The following is a 15,218-nucleotide window of genomic DNA, read 5'->3' as shown; positions in this document are numbered from 1 at the left end:
TTCCTGGGGGGCGCGGGTAATCGGGTCATCCGGTCGGGTCACTCCCCCGGCTGCGGAGGGGCTGTTCGCGGTCCTGGGCGGGGTCCTGCGAAGGGTCCGCCGCCTCGGCGAGCCCGATGCCCCGCTGGAACGCGGCCATCAGACCCGGGTCGTGGCCGACCACATGCCCGTTGTCGGGGCGGGTGGGCGGCTCTTCGCGCAGCTGGGGGGCGATGTGCTCCTGGGCGCGGCGCTTGGGCAGCTGTGGGCGGCCCATGGTGCCGCGCACCGCGCTGTGCACGGGCGCGGGTGAACTGTGGTGCTCGGTGGCGGCGGCGCGGTCCTCGGGCCGGATGCCGGGGACGGCTTCGGACGGGGTGGCCCGCTCCTCGTGGGTGGCACGCACGGGGAGCGGGGAACCACCGTTCAGGCGGCTGCCGTTGCCGGTCACCGGGAGTCCGGCGGAGGTGGGCTGGTACGGGCTGTCGTCGCGCTGCGGCTGTTCGGGTACGTGGCTCAGCGACGGGGCCGGCGCGGTGTGCGGCGCGAGGGCGGGCGTCTCGGCGGTCCGGCTCATGGGCTGAGGAACCGGCTGGGGCAGCGGCTGCGGTGCGGGCCGCGCGGTGGATCCGGTGTGCTGCGCGGTGGACCCCGGGTGCTGTGCGCTGGTGAGCTGGGCGGGCTCGCCGGCTCCGGTGCTCTGCACGCGCGGCTGTTCACCGGTCTGCCCTGACTGCTGCGGTGCCTGGGAGCCGAGCAGACCCTGCGGCAGCACGATGACGGCCTGGATGCCGCCGTAGATGTTCGACTGCAGCCGTACGGCGACACCGTGCCGCCGGGCGAGGGCGGAGACCACGAACAGGCCGATCCGGCCGTCGGAGAGCAGGCTGGCGACGTTGACCTGGTCGGGGTCGGAGAGCAGGGTGTTCATCTTGTTCTGCTCGGTGACCGGCATGCCCAGGCCGCGGTCCTCGACCTCCACCGCGATCCCCGCGGTGACATGGCTGGCGCGCAGCAGCACCTGGGTGTGCGGGGCGGAGAACACCGTGGCGTTCTCGACGAGTTCGGCGAGCAGGTGGATGACGTCGGCGACGGCGTGGCCGCGCAGGGTGCCCTCGATCGGGGGCACCAGCTTGACGCGTGAGTACTGCTCGACCTCCGCGATCGCGGAGCGCAGCACCTCGGTCATGGTGACCGGGTTGGACCACTGGCGCCGGGAGATGGCGCCGCCGAGGACGGCGAGGTTCTCGGCGTGCCTGCGGATACGGGTGGCGAGGTGGTCGACGTGGAAGAGGCCCTTGAGCAGCTCGGGGTCCTCGACCTCGTTCTCCAGCTCGTCGAGCAGCTGGATCTCGCGGTGCACCAGGGACTGCAGACGCCGGGCGAGGTTGACGAAGACCTCGACCTTCTGTTCGCTGCCCGCGTGGCTGGAGAGCTGGGAGGCCTGGACGACGGAGGCGATGGCCATGTCGTGGGCGCGGCCCAACTCCTCGGCCAGCTGCTCGAATTCGTCGGGGTCCTGGCTGGGCCGTCCGGGCGCCTTGCGCGGCGGCGGTCCTTCGCCGCGGCGCAGCCGCTCCACCAGCTGACGGAGATCGGCCTGGCTGCGGGCGCTGGTCTTGCGCAGGGAGATCAGCCGGTCCCGTGCGGTCCTGGCCGAACGCTCGGCGGCGATGGCCGCCGCGGCGATGCCGGCCAGGGCGACTAAGCCGGCCCCGGCGAGCACGACCCAGAGCTCCATGCCGGGGCTTGCCTCGGTCGAGCGCAGGGTGAACAGGACGGCGGCCGCGCCGCACAGGGACACCGCGACGGCGGGCAGCACCGCGATGCGCAGCATCTGTCGGCGTATATGCGTCTCGGGCATACCGGATCGCGCGGTCCGGTCGGCGCGGCTCGGCTGCCTGCCGTGTCGCCCGCCCTCACGGCGATCTGCGCGTGCGGCCGGTTCGCGGAGATTCGACATCAGCGTCCTCGGGTGGAATTCGCTCGGGTTCGGTGCGAGGTGTGGAGCGGAGGGTCGTACGAATGGCGTGGGGTCCCCAGCCGTGGACGGCCGGCGGATCTGTGCGATGTGGCAGCACCGCACGCCGGTCCGTCCGGACGCTGGCTTGCGTCCGGTGCGTAGATCGGCGGACACACACGGTAGTCGTGAACGCATCCTGTGCGCGGGCCAGTTGGCAAAGTCGAGCGAAGCTCGCCGAGCTCTGCTATATGCGTTCGGACTGGTGAACGAAGGTGTACCCGGGGTCTTCGCCCCCGTATCCGGAACCTCACGCGCCACACCCTCTCATCCCCCGGTGAACTCCCCCCAGGCGACCTCCCCTTGACCGTCGCAGCAGCGTCCGTCGCGTGCGGTGACCGCCAGGGTGCCGCTCCCGCGCAGCCGTCCGGAACCGTCCGGCCGCACGGTGAGGAATCGGCTGGAGAAGTGCGCACCGCCGCCCACCGCGAGCCGTCCGTCCCGGGTCGGTTCGACGCCGAGCAGGCGCAGATAGGCGAGGAGCGGCTGGGCGTGACTGTGCTGGTTGGCCACCGGCCAGGCCTGCATCGCGACGCCGAGGTCGGGCAGCACCCAGGTCTGGCCCGGGCGTTCGGACTCGGGCGGCAGATAGGCGTCGGGGCCGGACAGCGTGCCCTCCCACAGGCCGGGGTAGGCCTCGGTGTGCGCGGAGAGGGACATCCGCCGCCATTCGTCCCAGGCGAGAGCGGGGTCGATCCGGGCCGCGGCCCAGATGAGCGTCGCGTTGATGGCGTACCAGTGGCCGCCCATGCCGTCGGTCTTCGGCGGCCAGTGAAGACGCGCCCCGAGCGGCGAGTCCTTCCGCAGCAACTCGTCGATGGTGGACAGGAGTTGACGCGCCTGCTCGTCGGTGGCGGCGCCGCACAGGATCGCCCAGGGCTGCCCTTCGAGCCACAAGGAGTCCTCGCCCACCTGTGCGCCGCCGGGTCCGAGCGCGCGACGGAACCAGCGCCCGTTCCACTCCCCCGCCACGCGCACGCGCAACTCCTCGCCGTAGGCCCGCGCCTCGGCCGCGGTCGCCAGGTCCCCGAGCCGCTGCGCGAGCCCGGCGTAGACGGGCAGCACCCATGCGGCCATGGCCGAGTTGAGCACGGATTCCCCGTGGTCGATCATCGTCTGCCGGTCGATGCCGGCCTCGTCGAGCGCGAGGTCGTTCCAGTCGGCGTTGAGGATGCGCACATGGCCGTGTGCGCCGGTCCCGACGATGTCCTTGAACCAGCGGAACTGCCGCCGCAGATGCTCCCACAGCGGCACCTGCTCCGCCTTGTGCACGGGATGGAACGGTGCGGGCTCCGCGAACGCGGCCAGGTCCCCGGTCGCCGCCGCGTATTCGGCGGCCAGCCACAGCGTCCACAGGTTCTGGTCGGAGGGCTGGAAGAGATCGGTACGCGGCTGCTTCATGTTGTCGAGCGCGTACGGGAGTTCGCCTTCGGGGCTTGCCCAGGCGCAGGTGTTCCGCAGGATCGACAGGGCGAGATCGGGCTCGGTGTGGACGAGCGGGAGCGCGTGCTGAAGCGGGTCGCGTGCGGCGCCGTTGAAACCGTGGCGGTACGAGTAGGCCGAGCCCTGGTCGAGGGTGTGCCCGCCGAGGACGCCGTCCGCACAGGCTCCGCCCGTCAGCAGGGCCGCATGCCAGGGGATCTCGCGGGCGGCCTGCGGGGCCTGGTCCGCGGCGGCTTCGGGGAGGCGGCGGCGCAGGAGCTCGGGGTCGGCGGACGGGGACGGGCACGGGGGCAGGGCACTGTGGTCACCGGACGCGACCGCGAGCCCGAACCGGAAGTTCACCGACTCCCGCTCCCCCGGCCCGAGTTCGAGCGGCACCTCCACCCGGAGCAGCCCTTGCGCCCCCTCGGCCGCGACGCCGGGCCCTTCGAGCCTGAGCGGCTCGCCGCCTTCGTACGCGGGCCGCTGGGTACGCGCCCCGATCTCCAGGTAGTCGAGGACCCGCTGCCGTACGTCCCATTCCTCGCTCAGCGTCCAACGCACGCTCTCGGCACGGCGGTTGGTGACGGTGACCTGGACCTGGACGAACGGCTCCTCACCCTCGGGCACCGTCACGGTCCGTTGCAGGGCGAGGTCCCCGGACTCGGCGGCGACACACAGATACGTGGGCCCGAACACGATCCGCGGATCGTGCCCCTCCGCGCGCGCCGACGTCAGGAGCACCGACTCCCCGTCGTACACCTGACTGACCCCCGTGCCCTGCGGTTCGGGTTCGGTGAGCCAGCGCAGATCCTTGTGCTCGTCCCAGAGTCCGCACCGGCCGTCCGTGTCGGCCACGAGGGTGAGCCTGCGGTTGCCGAGGTGCACCCAGCGGCGGCGAGTCGGCGGGTCGATGACGCGGTTCCAGGCGGGTGGCGGCGGTCCGGTGCGCAGGGCGAACGCGGGCAGTCCCGAGTCGTCGATCCAGCGTCCGTATCCGCTCATGGCATCCCTTCGCCGCCCGATCGGTCCGTCGGGCGCATCGTGCCACACTGATCGCATGAGCAAGCCGACGACGGTGGACGAGTACCTGGAAGACTTCGCAGGTCCTGGCCGTGAGCTCCTCGATCAGGTGTGTGCGCTGGCCCGCGCGGCCGTGCCGGACGCGACCGGGGCGATCAAGTGGGGCCATCCCGCCTGGGTCCACCCCTCGGGGACGATCCTGTTCGCGCTGAGCGGCCACAAGCAGCACGCGAACGTGGTCTTCACGCCCAGCACCCGGGAAGCCTTCGACGCGGAGCTCACCCCGTTCGAGACGGGCAAGGGCTCGGTCAAGCTCCCGTACGGGGAGCCGGTGCCGGCCGAGCTGCTGGGCCGGATGATGGCGTACCGGGTGCGTGAGCATGAGGTGGACGGCGTCAAGTGGATGTGAGCGCCTGTCCGGTGCCTGAGGCCTGATCCACAGGACAGGCCCTAGCGGTGCTTGAACCACTGCATGGCCGGCAGCGGGCGGTCCCCGTATCCGAACAGCGCCTGGTTCTCCCAGGCGTTCCCGGTGGACGGATCGGCCGGATCCCAGCCGTTGCCCGCGACCGCCGTCCAGGTGGCGTCCCACCAGAAGACGCCGAGTCCGCGGCCCCCGGGTACGGCCTCGACGACATTGAGCACGTCACGGAACCAGGCGGACTGCCCGGCCTCTGTCGCCGGATACCCGGGGACCAGCTCGTCGCTTCGGTCGATCACGTTCTCCCAGCCGTCATCGCTGTCGAGCCGGAAGGGGTACGCGGTCTCGGCGACGTACAGCGGCTTCTTGTACCGCGACGCCAGGTCGTCGAGGTTGGCCTGGAGGTCGGACAGGTCGCCGTGCCAGTAGCCGTAGAAGGAGAGGCCGATGACGTCGAAGGGCACGCCCTGCGCGACGGCGTTGTCGAACCACCAGCGGTAGAGCGCGTTGTCGCCGCCGTGCGCGAGGTGCAGCGCGACGAGCGTGGTCGGCGAGACGGCTTTCGCGGCCTGCGCACCGGACTTCAACAGGCCTGCGGTCTGTGACCAGTTGGAGGTGTTGCCCTGCGGCCAGAGCAGCCCGGTATTGATCTCGTTGCCGATCTGCACCATGTCGGCGGTGGTGCCCTGCGCCTTGAGGGCGTTGAGGACGTCGTACGTGTGCTGGTAGACGTCGGTGCGGAGTTGGCTGTACGAGTGGCCGGCCCAGGCCGCAGGCGGGGACTGCACCCCGGGGTCGGCCCAGGTGTCGGAGTAGTGGAAGTCGACAAGGAGCTTCATGCCCTGGGCCTTGATGCGCTTGGCCTGGGTGAGGACGCGGGCCCTGTTGTTGTAGCCGTCCGCCGGGTTCAGCCAGACGCGCAGGCGCGCGTAGTTCATGCCTGCGGACTTCAGGGTGGCGAGCGGGTCGGCCGTCGTGCCCGCGCTGTCGCGGTAGACGCCGCCGTAGTCCTCGTTCTTCTTGAGGGAGGAGATGTCGGCGCCCTTCACCGGCACACCGGTGGAGCCGGGCGTCAAGGTGAAGTCGTCGAAGTTCGCCCACTGGCCCGCGGCGGCGTCCGAGGTGAGGCTGACGGTGCACGCGCCGCCGGTGACCTTGACCGAGGCGACCAGGCGTATCCACTCACCGTTCGGCGTCGGCGGCAGATCGGTGCGCTGTTCCGAACTCCCGCAATTCTTCAGGGAGATGTACGCGGAGTTCTGCCCGCCGCTGGAACGGACCCAGCCACTGAGCGTGTGGTTCCCGTCGGCGAGGCCGGTGAGGTACTGGTACGTCTCGACCTTGTACGCGGAGGCGGAGTAGTGGCTGAGGCGGTGGCTGCCGCCGTGGCCGCCGGCCTCGGAGAACGAGGCGGCGGCCGTGCCGTACTCGGACCAGCCGCTCGGCGCCGCGCTACCGGCACCGTCGGCTTCGAAGCCGGTGTTGGCGAGGGTGCTCGCGGCCTGGGCGGGTGAGGCGGGCAAGGTGGACAGGGTGGCCAGGGCGAGCGCGGCCGCAAGGGTCCAAGTGGTGCGTCTGAGAGGGAACTTCATCGTCGTCCCTTCGACGTGGGGGGAGAGAAGGAACCCCGCCCGGAGCCTCCCCTGATGACGTTCCGGGCGGGGGGAATGTGTGCCTGGCGGGAGCGGCCCGTGCCGGGCTCGACGCCAGGCGGACCATCCTGCGCAACCAGCCGTGGGGCGCCTCAGCCGTCCAGGCGTACGACGCGCACCGCCCCCGCGGGCACGGTGAGGCGTCCCGAGGCGCGGTCGACCGTGAGCAGTTCGGTGCCCGCGTCCGGCAGCGGGATCTTGACGTCCGCACCGGTGTGGTTGATCGCGAACAGGTATTCACCGGCGGCCCCGCTGCGGCGTACCACCTCGACGTCGCGCGGGAGTTCGTCGCGCGGCTCGATCCCGGCGTCCGCGCAGGCGGGGGTGAGGATCGCGGTCAGTGCCTCGGCATCCAGACGGGTGGACACGTACCAGGCGGTGCCTTCGCCGAGGCGGTGGCGGGTGACGGCCGGGCGGCCCGCCGCGAGACCGTCCGTATACGACCAGACGGTCTCGGCGCCGCGCTCGACCACGAACTCGGTCCAGACATCACCGGTGAGTGCGGCGCCGTCCGGACCGGCGAGCGTGACCTGCTGCCCCTTCAGGAGCGGCGAATGTTCCTCGACCGTGAGCCCGAGGACCTCGCGCAGGGCGCCCGGGTAGGGGCCGGGGTGGACGGCGTCGTGCTCGTCGACGATGCCGGAGAAGTACGAGACGACCAGCGTGCCGCCGCCCTCCACGTACGTGCGGAGGTTGCGCCCGGCCGCCTCGGTGGCGAGATAGAGCGCGGGCACGACGACAAGGGGATAGGCCGACAAGTCGGCTTCCGGGTGGGCGAAGTCGACCGTGAGGTGCCGGTCGTAGAGCGCCTCGTAGAAGGTGTCGGCGCGTTCGCGGGCGTCGTGGTCCTCGCTGGGGCGCCACTCCAGGGACTGCGCCCACCACGAGTGCCAGTCCCACAGGACGGCCACGTCGGCGACTGTGCGGGTGCCGCGGATCTCCGCCAACGCACCGACGTCCGCGCCCAGTTCGACGGCCTCGCGCCACACCCGTGAGTCGGTGCCGGCGTGCGGCAGCATCGCCGAGTGGAACTTCTCGGCGCCGCGCCGGGACTGGCGCCACTGGAAGAACATCGCGCCCTCGGAGCCGCGCGCCACGTGCGAGAGCGAGTTGCGCGCCATCTCACCCGGGGCCTTCGCGGGGTTGCGGGGCTGCCAGTTGACGCCGCTGGTGGCGTGCTCCAGGAGCAGCCAGGGCGCACCGCCCGCGACGGAACGGGTGAGGTCGGCGGCCATGGCGAGGTTGACATGGGTGCGCCGGCCGTCGGTGATCAGGTAGTGGTCGTTGGTGACCAGGTCTACCTCGCGGCCCCAGGCCCAGTAGTCGAGGGAGTCGCACTGGCTGAGCGCGGTCATGAAGTTGGTGGTCACGGGCACGCCCGGGGACAGCCGGTGCAGGATGTCCCGCTCGGTACGGAAGTTCTCGCGCATCATCGCGTCGGCGAAGCGCCGGTAGTCGAGCGCCTGGGCGGGGTTGCCCACGGTGGGTGTGGTGCGCGGCGGGTCGATCTCGTCGAAGCTCCCGTACCGCTGGCTCCAAAAGGCTGTCCCCCAGGCCTCGTTGACGGCTTCGAGCGAGCCATGGGTCTCGCGCAGCCACAGCCGGAAGGCGGCCGCGCAGGTGTCGCAGTAGCAGGCGGAGACCGGTACGCCGTACTCGTTGTGGACGTGCCACAGGGCGAGCGCGGGGTGGTCGGCGTAGCGGGTGGCGAGCGCCGTGGCGATACGGGCGACGGCCTCGCGGTAGGCCGGGCTGCTGTGGCAGATCGCGCCGCGCGAGCCGAACGCGTAGCGCACCCCGTCGGCCGTGACCGGCAGCGCATCGGGGTGGGCGCGGTAGAACCAGGCGGGCGGCGCCATGGTGGGCGTGCCCAGGTCCACGCGGATGCCGCTGTCGTGCAGCAGATCCAGGACGCGGTCGAGCCAGCCGAACTCGTAGGCGCCTTCGGCGGGTTCGAGCAGTGCCCACGAGAAGATCCCGACGCTCACCATCGTGACGCCGGCCTCGCGCATCAGACGGACGTCCTCGGTCCAGACGGTTTCCGGCCACTGCTCGGGGTTGTAGTCACCGCCGAAGGCCAGGCGCGTCAGGCCGACGGGAGCCGCATCCGGCTCGCCGGCGGGGGTGGTGTCCGCCATGAATCTTCTCCCGGGCTTCGATCTACTGGGAACGTGCACACATTGGCTCAGCCAGCGTGCCCGCACACAATTGCAGCCTCGCAGACCATTGACAAGTGTCCTAGGTGTTTCTCTACTGTGAACGCTCACAGAGACATGGTGGGCCCCGGAAGCACGACCGGTGGCTCGAGGCCACCCTCCGCCCGCACTGCCGATCGGCTCATTCCGCCCCCGCTCAGGCGTGGCCGGAAGCCGCCAGGACGGGCCGGATTCAGGCCGTCATTCAGGTCAGGGAGAAGAGATCCATGCCGAACACCCCTCACGGGCGCCTGCTCCGCTGGAGCGCCACCGCCGTTTCGGTCGCCCTCGGTGCGACCGCGCTCACCGCCTGCGGCTCGTCCGACGGCGGCGACAGCGAGACCGCCTCAGGCCCGGCTTCGCTCACGTACTGGACGTGGACGCCCGGCATGGACAAGGTCGTGGACCTCTGGAATGCGGGCCCGGGCAAGAAGCAGCAGATCAAGGTCACGGTCAAGAAGCAGGCGTCCGGCGACACGCTGGTCACCAAGATCCTCACGGCGCACAAGGCGGGCAAGGCCCCGGACCTGGTGCAGGCCGAGTACCAGGCACTGCCGACCCTTGTCAGCAATGACGCACTCGCGGACATATCCGGTGAAGTCGACGGCATCAAGGGCAAGTTCGCGGACGGCGTCTGGCAGCAGACCACGCTCGGCTCGGACGCGGTGTACGCGGTGCCGCAGGACTCCGGGCCGATGATGTTCTACTACCGCGAGGACCTCTTCAAGCAGTACGGCCTCGAGGTCCCGGCCACCTGGGACGAGTTCGCCGAGACCGCCCGCGCCCTGAAGAGGAAGGCGCCGGACAAGGCGCTCACCACGTTCTCCGCCAATGACTCGGGCCTCTTCGCGGGCCTCGCCCAGCAGGCCGGCGCCAAGTGGTGGACCACCGAGGGCGAGAAGTGGAAGGTCGGCATCGACGACGCGTCGACCCAGAAGGTCGCCGACTTCTGGGGCGGTCTCGTCGAGGAGGGCGCGATCGACAACCAGCCGATGTACACCCCGGCCTGGAACAAGGCGCTCAACACCGGCAAGCAGATCGCCTGGGTCAGCGCCGTATGGGCGCCGGGCACCCTGACCACCGCCGCGCCCGACACCAAGGAGAAGTGGGCGATGGCCCCGCTCCCCCAGTGGAACAAGGGTGAGCAGTCCACCGGCAGCTGGGGCGGCTCGTCCACCGCGGTGACCACCGACTCCGAGCACCAGGCGGCCGCCGCGAAGTTCGCCGCGTGGCTGAACACCGACCCGAAGGCACTGGCCGCGCTCGCCAAGGAGGGCGGCATCTACCCGGCCGCCACCACCGCGCAGACCTCGGACGCCTTCGCGCAGCCGCCGGCGTTCTTCGCCAACCAGCCGGACTTCTACACCCGCGCCGCCGAGATCGCCGAGACCACCGCACCCTCCGCGTGGGGCCCGAACGTCAACGTCGCCTACACCTCCTTCAAGGACGCCTTCGCCAAGGCCGCCAAGGACAAGTCGGACTTCGGCGCGGCTCTCACGACGATGCAGAACAGCACGGTGGACGACCTCGAGAAGCAGGGCTTCGAGGTCGCCGAGTGACACGCGCACGCCGGAGGCCGTACGGGGTGAAGGGCGCCCCGTACGCCTTCCTCCTCCCCGCCGTCCTCCTCTTCGCCCTCTTCTTCGCGCTCCCCATCGGATACGCGGTCTGGCTGTCGCTGCACAAGATCGAGGTCAAGGGCCTCGGCCTGGGCAGCGGCGCCCGCGAGGAGGTGTGGGCGGGCCTGTCCCACTACGCCGACACCCTCACCGACTCCGAACTCCTCGACGGCGCCCTGCGCGTGCTCGGCTACGGCTTGATCGTCATCCCCGTGATGCTCGGCCTCGCGCTGCTCTTCGCGCTGATGCTGGACAGCGAACGGGTCCGGTTCACCCCGGTCACCCGCCTCGCAATCTTCCTGCCGTATGCGATCCCGGGTGTGGTGGCCGCCCTGCTGTGGGGCTTCCTCTACCTCCCGGACGTCAGCCCGCTCCACTTCCTGCTCGACAAGGCGGGTCTCCCGCAGCCGGATCTCCTGGACGGCGGTCCGCTGTACATCGCGCTGTCGAACATCGCGGTGTGGGGCGGCACGGGCTTCAACATGATCGTGATCTACACCTCGCTCAAGGCGATCCCCGTCGAGGTGTACGAGGCGGCCAAGCTGGACGGTTGCAGCCCCCTGCAGATCGCACTGAAGATCAAGATCCCGATGGTGGCGCCCTCGCTCGTGCTCACCTTCTTCTTCTCGATCATCGCGACGCTCCAGGTGTTCAGCGAGCCCACCACGCTGCGCCCCCTCACCAACTCCCTGTCCACCACCTGGAGTCCGCTGATGAAGGTCTACCAGGACGCCTTCGGCAAGGGCGACATCCACGCGGCGGCCGCGACCGCCGTCGTGATCGCCCTGGTCACCCTGGTCCTGTCCTTCGGTTTCCTGCGCCTCGCGAACTCCCGCACCAGGCAGGAGGAAGCCCGATGAGCTCCCTCGCCGTACGCAAGACGGTGCCCGCCGCGGGCACCACGCCCGGCACGGCCCAAGGGCCGCCGTTGCGCCGCCGTATCGCCCTGATCCCGACGCTCACGCTGGTCGTCGGGGCGCTGTACTGCCTGCTGCCGGTGGCCTGGGTGGCGATCGCGGCGACCAAGTCGGGCACCGAGCTGTTCTCCACGTTCACGTTCCTGCCCGGCACCGGATTCGCCGACAACGTCGCCGAGTTGAGCGCGTACCGCGACGGCGTGTACTGGACCTGGATGGGGAACTCCGCGCTCTACGCGGGCCTCGGCGCCCTGCTCTCCACCGCGGTCTCCGCGATCAGCGGCTACGCGCTCGCGATCTACCGCTTCCGCGGCCGCGAGACGGTGTTCGGCGTGCTGATGGCCGGCGTCCTGATGCCGCCGGTGATCCTGGCCGTACCGCAGTATCTGCTGCTCGCCAAAGCCGACTTGACCGATTCGTACGCCTCGGTGCTGCTGCCCCTGATCCTCTCCCCGTACGGCATCTATCTCGCGCGGATCTACGCGGCCGCCGCCGTCCCCTCCGACGTGGTGGAGGCGGGCCGGATGGACGGGGCGGGCGAACTGCGGATCTTCACGCGGATCGCGCTGCCGATGATGGTGCCCGGTCTGGTGACCGTGTTCCTGTTCCAGTTCGTAGCCGTCTGGAACAACTTCATGCTGCCGTACATCATGCTCAGCGACGACGAGAAGTTCCCGATCACGCTCGGTCTGTACACGCTGCTCGAACAGGGCGCCAACACCCCCGCCCTGTACACGCTCGTCATCACGGGCGCGCTGCTCGCGGTGCTTCCCCTGATCGCCCTCTTCCTGGTCATCCAGCGCTTCTGGAGCCTCGATCTGCTGTCCGGAGCCGTAAAGTCGTCACCATGAGCAACGCGGGGGCCCGACGCAAGGCGCCGACCATCCATGACGTCGCACGGGAGGCGGGCGTCTCCCGCGGCACCGTCTCGCGGGTGCTCAACGGCGGACACTATGTGTCACCGGCGGCGCGCGAGGCGGTCGACGCCGCGATCAAGTCGACCGGCTATGTGGTCAATCGGCACGCCCGGTCGCTGATCACCGGCCGTTCGGACTCGGTGGGCTTTCTGCTCACCGAACCCCAGGAGCGCTTCTTCGAGGACCCCAACTTCAATGTCCTGCTTCGCGGTTGTACGCAGGCGCTGGCCGCGTACGACATTCCGCTGCTCCTGATGCTGGCGGGCACGCAGGACGAGCGCCGCCGTATCACCCGGTACATCACGGCCGGCCATGTCGACGGGGTGCTCCTGGTCTCCAGCCACTCCGGTGACCCGGTGGCCGAGGAGCTGCGCGCGGCCGGGGTACCGCTGGTGGCCTGCGGAAAGCCCATCGGGCAGGCGTCCAAGGTGAGTTACGTGGCCGCCGACGACCGCGACGGTGCGCGCGACATGGTGCGCTTTCTGCACCAGTCGGGGCGCCGGCGCATCGCCACGGTCACCGGCCCGCTGGACACCCCGGGCGGTGTGGACCGGCTCGCGGGCTACCGGGAGGTCCTGGCCGAGCTCGGGATCACCCCGGACGAGCGGCTGATCGAGCACGGCGACTACAGCCGGGCCGGCGGCGAGGCGGCCGCCGAGCGGCTGCTCGCGGCGGCGCCGGATCTGGACGCCGTCTTCGTGGCCTCGGACCTGATGGCGCAGGGCGTCCTGAGCGCACTGCACAAGGCCGGGCGCAGGGTGCCCGAGGACGTGGCGATCGGCGGCTTCGACGACTCGCCCGCGGCCCTCGCCTCCTCCCCCGAGCTGACCACGATCCGTCAGCCGTGGGACCGGATCGCGAACGAAATGGTGCGGGTGCTGCTCGCCCAGATCGGGGGCGAGGATCCGTCGGCGGTGATACTGCCGACGGAGCTGATCGAGCGCCGGTCGACGTGAGGAATGGCGGGGCGGCATGAGCATCGCCGGGCCGCCGGAGGATCGCGGGTCGGCATGAGGAGAGGGCGGGGGTCCAGGACCCCCGCCCTCTCCTCGTACGGCCGGCTGCTAGCTCGCCGGCGTGACCACGGTCTCGGACTGCTTCTCCGGCTGCTTCTCCAGAGGTACGACGGCATCGGCCGTAGCCGCGGCAGGCGCCGCCACTGCGCGCCACCAAGGCGCGGACGGCACCGGTCCGGCCGGCTCGAAGGGCAGTCCCGGGTACGGCAGCGCCACCTCGACGCCGGCCTTGTGCGCCCCGGAGAGGGTGCCTTCGCCGGGCTCCTCCCACGGGTGCGGGGCGAGGTTGAACGTGCCCCAGTGGATCGGCAGCAGCACCCCGTGCGCGCCGCCCTGAAGGTCGAGATGCGCCTGCACGCCCTCCTCGGGCGTCATGTGGATGTCCGGCCACCACTCCGCGTACGCACCGATCTGGATCATCGTCACGTCGAAGGGGCCGTGCGCGCGGCCGATGTCGGCGAAGCCGGGGAAGTAGCCGGTGTCACCGCTGTGGAAGACGCGGTGCCGGTCCGAGGCCACGACCCACGAGGCCCACAGGGTGTGCTGGGTGTTGCGCAGCCCGCGGCCGCAGAAGTGCCGGGCCGGGGTGGCGGTCAGGGTGAGGCCGCCGACCTGCGTCGACTCGTTCCAGTCCAGCTCGCGCAGCCGGTCCGGGGACACGCCCCAGCGCTCCAGGTGGGCGCCGACGCCGAGCGGCACCGCGAACACGGTGTCCGTACCGGCCAGCGCCTGGATCGTGGGCAGATCGAGATGGTCGTAGTGATCGTGCGAGATCACCACCACGTCGACCGGGCCGAGCGCCGCGAGGGGCAACGGCACCGGGTGCAGCCGCTTGGGCCCCGCGAACGAGAACGGTGAGCAACGCTCACCCCATACCGGGTCGAAGAGCACCCGGCGGCCGTCGATCTCGGCGAGCACGCTCGAATGCCCCATCCAGGTGATCCGCAGCCCGCTGACCGGCGGCTTCGCCAGATCGGCCAGCGTGGTCGGGTGCACGGGGATCGTGCCGGCGGGGGCGCGCCGTACGCGCTGTTCCTTGTCGAAGTACGTCTTGGCGAACGCGGCCTTCGAGCCCTGGGGCCCGACCTTGGCGTCGACGGGGTTCTGGAAGGTGCCGTTCGCGAAGTTGGGCGAGCGGCGGATGCGCTCCATGCGCTCACCGGCCGGGTCCGCGCCGAACCCGAGAGGCCGGAGCGAGCGGAGTGACGAACTCAGGGAACGCGGCGCGGTCACGGCAGCTCCAGGGTGGGGGTCGTGGGGGCTTCAGTATGGGCGCGCGGGCGCATCGGTCCCTGGTGCACAAAGGGCGGAGCGCTGGTCGGCGTCATGCCCTGCTCAACGTGGAAGGGGGGCGCAAGATTCCGGGGACTGCGGCCCGCGCGGTACGCCACAGGGGTGACGGGTCCGAAATGCAGGGCCCCGAACTGTGGACCATCGGCCACACCGGCCACCGACCGAACGTATGCCCGAGGCGCCCTAGAATGTCTCCCCATGACCGTCGGCCCCGCCCCGCGCCCCGACCGGACGCGGACCGAGGCCCGCATCGCCGGTCTGCTCGGCGTACTCGGCCTGGGCGCAGCGGTCTGGCTGGACACCTGGGCGGACGGGGAGGTCGCGCAGGTGGCCTTCGTGATCTGGGCCGCCACCGGTATCGGTGTGTTCACGGCCGGGATCATCACGCAGTGCGGCCGGATCCGCCGGGAGCGGGGCAGGTCACCGCGGTCGCCGGGCACCTCGCACAATGAGGGGATCGCGTCGCGCCCGGGGGCTGCTCCCCCGATCCCGGCGAGCACGCAGGACTCGGGGAGACAGCCCCTGGTGCCCGCCCCACGACAGGAGAACCCGCACGGTGTCACGGCAGCGCAGGAAGCCCACGCGTCAGGATCGCGAGCCGGCCGGTAAGCCCGCGCAGGGCGGGGCGGCGGAGCGCAGGAACCGGCCCGTCGCCGGCGAGCGCCGTAAACAGGGCCGCTCGGCCGGCAAGCAGGCGCCGGGCAGCACCGAACACCGCCGCCCCGCCTCCGCACCGTCCCCGAC

Annotated in this window: 11 protein-coding genes; 6 read left to right on the top strand and 5 right to left on the bottom strand. The window is 71.0% G+C overall.

Annotation, left to right across the window (positions count from 1 at the left end; all coding sequences use genetic code 11):
- Nucleotides 1-25 precede the first annotated feature (25 nt).
- Both G6045_RS32045 and G6045_RS32040 read right to left on the bottom strand, forming a co-directional pair.
- Nucleotides 26-1,942: a sensor histidine kinase gene (locus G6045_RS32045; protein WP_165335681.1), complete on the bottom strand. Its 1,917-nt coding sequence runs from the start codon at nucleotides 1,940-1,942 to the stop codon at nucleotides 26-28.
- Nucleotides 1,943-2,266: 324 nt separating this feature from the next.
- On the bottom strand, nucleotides 2,267-4,426 hold the full coding sequence (locus tag G6045_RS32040; RefSeq protein WP_165335680.1) for a GH36-type glycosyl hydrolase domain-containing protein: 2,160 nt from the start codon (nucleotides 4,424-4,426) through the stop codon (nucleotides 2,267-2,269).
- A gap of 55 nt (nucleotides 4,427-4,481) precedes the next feature.
- Between G6045_RS32040 and G6045_RS32035 the strand changes: the two genes are divergently transcribed.
- Nucleotides 4,482-4,853 carry an iron chaperone gene (locus G6045_RS32035; RefSeq protein WP_165335679.1) on the top strand — a complete coding sequence of 124 codons (372 nt, stop codon included), beginning with the start codon at nucleotides 4,482-4,484 and terminating at the stop codon, nucleotides 4,851-4,853.
- A gap of 41 nt (nucleotides 4,854-4,894) precedes the next feature.
- Here the strand turns inward: G6045_RS32035 and G6045_RS32030 are convergent, their stop codons facing one another.
- A complete protein-coding gene (locus G6045_RS32030) occupies nucleotides 4,895-6,457 on the bottom strand; it encodes a glycoside hydrolase family 53 protein (RefSeq protein WP_165335678.1) in 1,563 nt (520 codons plus the stop codon).
- A 152-nt stretch (nucleotides 6,458-6,609) separates the two neighbouring features.
- Entirely contained in the window at nucleotides 6,610-8,655 is a 2,046-nt protein-coding gene (locus G6045_RS32025; protein WP_165335677.1) for a beta-galactosidase, read from the bottom strand.
- A 284-nt stretch (nucleotides 8,656-8,939) separates the two neighbouring features.
- On the opposite strand from G6045_RS32025, the gene G6045_RS32020 reads away from it, so the two are divergent.
- The 4 genes from G6045_RS32020 to G6045_RS32005 are packed head-to-tail and all read left to right on the top strand — an operon-like array spanning nucleotide 8,940 to nucleotide 13,121.
- On the top strand, nucleotides 8,940-10,271 hold the full coding sequence (locus tag G6045_RS32020) for an ABC transporter substrate-binding protein (protein WP_165335676.1): 1,332 nt from the start codon (nucleotides 8,940-8,942) through the stop codon (nucleotides 10,269-10,271).
- Nucleotides 10,268-11,191 (top strand): carbohydrate ABC transporter permease, encoded by a 924-nt coding sequence (locus G6045_RS32015; RefSeq protein WP_165335675.1) that lies wholly within the window; start codon nucleotides 10,268-10,270, stop codon nucleotides 11,189-11,191. The genes G6045_RS32020 and G6045_RS32015 overlap by 4 nt, the downstream gene beginning before the upstream one ends.
- Nucleotides 11,188-12,099 (top strand): carbohydrate ABC transporter permease, encoded by a 912-nt coding sequence (locus G6045_RS32010; protein ID WP_165335674.1) that lies wholly within the window; start codon nucleotides 11,188-11,190, stop codon nucleotides 12,097-12,099. The genes G6045_RS32015 and G6045_RS32010 overlap by 4 nt, the downstream gene beginning before the upstream one ends.
- Entirely contained in the window at nucleotides 12,096-13,121 is a 1,026-nt protein-coding gene (locus tag G6045_RS32005; RefSeq protein WP_165335673.1) for a LacI family DNA-binding transcriptional regulator, read from the top strand. Before G6045_RS32010 ends, G6045_RS32005 begins: the two co-directional genes overlap by 4 nt.
- Nucleotides 13,122-13,229: 108 nt before the next feature.
- Here G6045_RS32005 and G6045_RS32000 read toward each other — a convergent pair whose 3' ends face one another.
- Complete coding sequence (locus tag G6045_RS32000; RefSeq protein ID WP_328707978.1) at nucleotides 13,230-14,414, bottom strand: MBL fold metallo-hydrolase; 1,185 nt, start codon at nucleotides 14,412-14,414, stop codon at nucleotides 13,230-13,232.
- Nucleotides 14,415-14,672: 258 nt separating this feature from the next.
- Between G6045_RS32000 and G6045_RS31995 the strand changes: the two genes are divergently transcribed.
- The gene (locus G6045_RS31995; RefSeq protein ID WP_165335672.1) at nucleotides 14,673-15,083 is read left to right on the top strand and encodes a hypothetical protein; all 411 of its coding nucleotides are present in this window, start codon (nucleotides 14,673-14,675) and stop codon (nucleotides 15,081-15,083) included.
- The last annotated feature ends 135 nt before the right edge of the window (nucleotides 15,084-15,218 follow it).

The organism is Streptomyces mesophilus, assembly GCF_011044995.1.
In the GTDB taxonomy this organism is placed as follows: Bacteria; Actinomycetota; Actinomycetes; order Streptomycetales; family Streptomycetaceae; genus Streptomyces; species Streptomyces mesophilus.
Note: the sequence above shows the minus strand (reverse complement) of the source record. Positions and strands in the feature narration are given on the sequence as shown.

Coding starts and splice junctions, on each gene's coding strand:
- G6045_RS32045 (WP_165335681.1), bottom strand. CDS start 1,942: ATGTCGAATCTCCGCGAACCGGCCGCACGCGCAGATCGCCGTGAGGGC.
- G6045_RS32040 (WP_165335680.1), bottom strand. CDS start 4,426: ATGAGCGGATACGGACGCTGGATCGACGACTCGGGACTGCCCGCGTTC.
- G6045_RS32035 (WP_165335679.1), top strand. CDS start 4,482: ATGAGCAAGCCGACGACGGTGGACGAGTACCTGGAAGACTTCGCAGGT.
- G6045_RS32030 (WP_165335678.1), bottom strand. CDS start 6,457: ATGAAGTTCCCTCTCAGACGCACCACTTGGACCCTTGCGGCCGCGCTC.
- G6045_RS32025 (WP_165335677.1), bottom strand. CDS start 8,655: ATGGCGGACACCACCCCCGCCGGCGAGCCGGATGCGGCTCCCGTCGGC.
- G6045_RS32020 (WP_165335676.1), top strand. CDS start 8,940: ATGCCGAACACCCCTCACGGGCGCCTGCTCCGCTGGAGCGCCACCGCC.
- G6045_RS32010 (WP_165335674.1), top strand. CDS start 11,188: ATGAGCTCCCTCGCCGTACGCAAGACGGTGCCCGCCGCGGGCACCACG.
- G6045_RS32005 (WP_165335673.1), top strand. CDS start 12,096: ATGAGCAACGCGGGGGCCCGACGCAAGGCGCCGACCATCCATGACGTC.
- G6045_RS31995 (WP_165335672.1), top strand. CDS start 14,673: ATGACCGTCGGCCCCGCCCCGCGCCCCGACCGGACGCGGACCGAGGCC.